Here is a 2,108-nt window from a genome sequence, read left to right on the forward strand (position 1 = left end):
TGACCCCTGCAGGGTTGCCGGCCAGCGGCCGGCACTACCGCGGGCAGAACCCTGTTACTCGATGCCTGGGCCGAATTTCAGCTCCGTGCCGTCCTTCAGCTTGAGCTTCTCGGCCTGGCCGGCGTTGAGCTCCAGCACGTAACGCGCCGGGCCACCGCTGGGGTAGGGCGGGCACATGTCGCCGGCCGAGCACGGCGGCACATCGCGCTGCTGGCTGACCAGCTTGCGCTGGCTGTCGAAGTACAGGATGTCCAGCGCAAGCTTGGTGTTCTTCATCCAGTACGCCTGCATTTCCTCGCGGTCGTGGATGAACAGCATGCCGTGATCGGCGGCCATCTGGTCGCGGAACATCAACCCGCGCGCGCGGGTTTCATCGTTGGTGGCCAGCTCCACCTGGTAGCGGGCGCCATCCAGCTCGACCCAATGGCGGGCCGCGTCGGTAGCACAGCCGGCCAGGGCCAGCAGCGGAAGCATCAGCAGCGAACGCAACAGCGACATCGTCAGGATCCTTCGAAAGGGTCAGAGCACGACCGGCGGCTCACCACCGACGATCACCACATCGGCGCGGCGGCGCGCGAACAGGCCCACGCAGACCACGCCGGGCAGCTGGTTGAGCTCGCGCTCCAGCTTTTCCGGATCGGTGATCTGCAGGTTGTGGATGTCCAGGATCTGGTTGCCGTTGTCGGTGACCACGCCTTCGCGCCAGGTCGGCTGGCCGCCGGTCATGTCGCGGATCTGGCGGGCGACCAGGCTGCGCGCCATCGGGATCACTTCCACCGGCAGCGGGAACTTGCCCAGCACCGGCACCTGCTTGCTCGGGTCGACGATGCAGATGAAGCGCTCGCTGGCCTCGGCGATGATCTTCTCGCGGGTCAGTGCGGCGCCGCCGCCCTTGATCAGGCACTTGTTGGCATCGCACTCATCGGCGCCGTCCACGTACAGCGACAGGTTGCCGCTGTGGTTCAGCTCGATCACCTCGATGCCGTGCTGCTTCAGGCGCGCGGTGCTCTGTTCGGAGCTGGACACGGCACCCTTGATGCGGTGCTGGATGCGGGCCAGGGCATCGATGAAATAGGCCACGGTGGAACCGGTGCCGACACCGACGATCATGCCGTCTTCTACGTACTCGATGGCTTTCTCGGCGGCCAGGCGCTTGGCTTCGGACATGGGAGAACTCTCAGGCAGGGAATCAGGATTTCTTTTCCAGCGACAGCAGCAGCTTCCACTGCGCAGCCGTCACCGGGAATACCGACAGGCGGTTGCCCTTGGCAACCAGCGGGAAGCCTTCGCCCAGCGCTTCGGCGTGCAGCTTGATCTCGTCCAGCGCGATCACCTGCTTGAGCTTGCGGTCGAAGGCCACGTCCACCAGCATCCAGCGCGGGTTCTCGCGCGTGCTCTTGGGGTCGTGGTAGTCGGATCTGGGGTCGAACTGGGTGTCGTCCGGGTAGGCCGGGCTGGCCACCGTGGCCAGGCCGACGATGCCCGGCACCTTGGTATTGGAGTGGTAGAACAGGATGCCGTCGCCTACCTGCATGCCATCGCGCATGAAATTGCGCGCCTGGTAGTTGCGCACCCCGTTCCAGGGTTCGACCTTGACCTTGGCCAGGTCATCGATGGAGAAGGCGTCCGGTTCGGACTTCATCAGCCAGTAGCGCTTGCGGGCGGTCATGCGTTCACGGGGGCAGCGGAGGGGAGCAGGGTGCCGTCTTCGGTGCAGATCGCATCCACCGGTACGTCCCACGACGCCACCGGCAAGGACTCGACCTGCTGCACCGCGAATGCAGCACCGACCAGCCAGGGCGGCGCCGGCCGGTCGTGGCGGAAGGCGAAGCTGCGATCATACCAGCCGCCCCCCATGCCCAGCCGCCGGCACTGTGTGTCGAAGCCCACCAGCGGGGTCACGACCAACGCCATCTGCGACGGTTCCAGGGTGTCTTCCATCGCCACGTCCGGCTCGGGAATGCCATAGCGGTTGCTGGTCAGCGGCTGCCCGGGCCGCCACGGCGCGAAGCGCAGCACGTCGCCGGCCAGCACTGGCAGGCAGTAGGTGAGCCCTTCGGGCAGCTGCAGCTGCCAGCGGTGCAGGGCGATTTCGCCATCCAGCGCCC

The 2,108-nt window shown here is 66.4% G+C and carries 4 protein-coding genes; all 4 read right to left on the reverse strand.

The window, feature by feature from the left end; all coding sequences use genetic code 11:
- Positions 1–54: 54 nt before the first annotated feature.
- Positions 55–498 carry a DUF192 domain-containing protein gene (locus V3B25_RS22285; RefSeq protein ID WP_049421686.1) on the reverse strand — a complete coding sequence of 148 codons (444 nt, stop codon included), beginning with the start codon at positions 496–498 and terminating at the stop codon, positions 55–57.
- Positions 499–519: 21 nt separating this feature from the next.
- On the reverse strand, positions 520–1,167 hold the full coding sequence (rpiA, locus tag V3B25_RS22290) for a ribose-5-phosphate isomerase RpiA (protein ID WP_006389802.1): 648 nt from the start codon (positions 1,165–1,167) through the stop codon (positions 520–522).
- Positions 1,168–1,189: 22 nt separating this feature from the next.
- Positions 1,190–1,669 carry an EVE domain-containing protein gene (locus V3B25_RS22295; protein ID WP_329811270.1) on the reverse strand — a complete coding sequence of 160 codons (480 nt, stop codon included), beginning with the start codon at positions 1,667–1,669 and terminating at the stop codon, positions 1,190–1,192.
- A partial coding sequence (locus V3B25_RS22300) for a 5-formyltetrahydrofolate cyclo-ligase (protein ID WP_329811560.1) occupies positions 1,666–2,108 on the reverse strand: 443 nt, incomplete at its 5' end. The genes V3B25_RS22300 and V3B25_RS22295, both read right to left, overlap by 4 nt.

Source organism: Stenotrophomonas sp. SMYL8 (assembly GCF_036320065.1).
In the GTDB taxonomy this organism is placed as follows: domain Bacteria; phylum Pseudomonadota; class Gammaproteobacteria; order Xanthomonadales; family Xanthomonadaceae; genus Stenotrophomonas; species Stenotrophomonas maltophilia_A.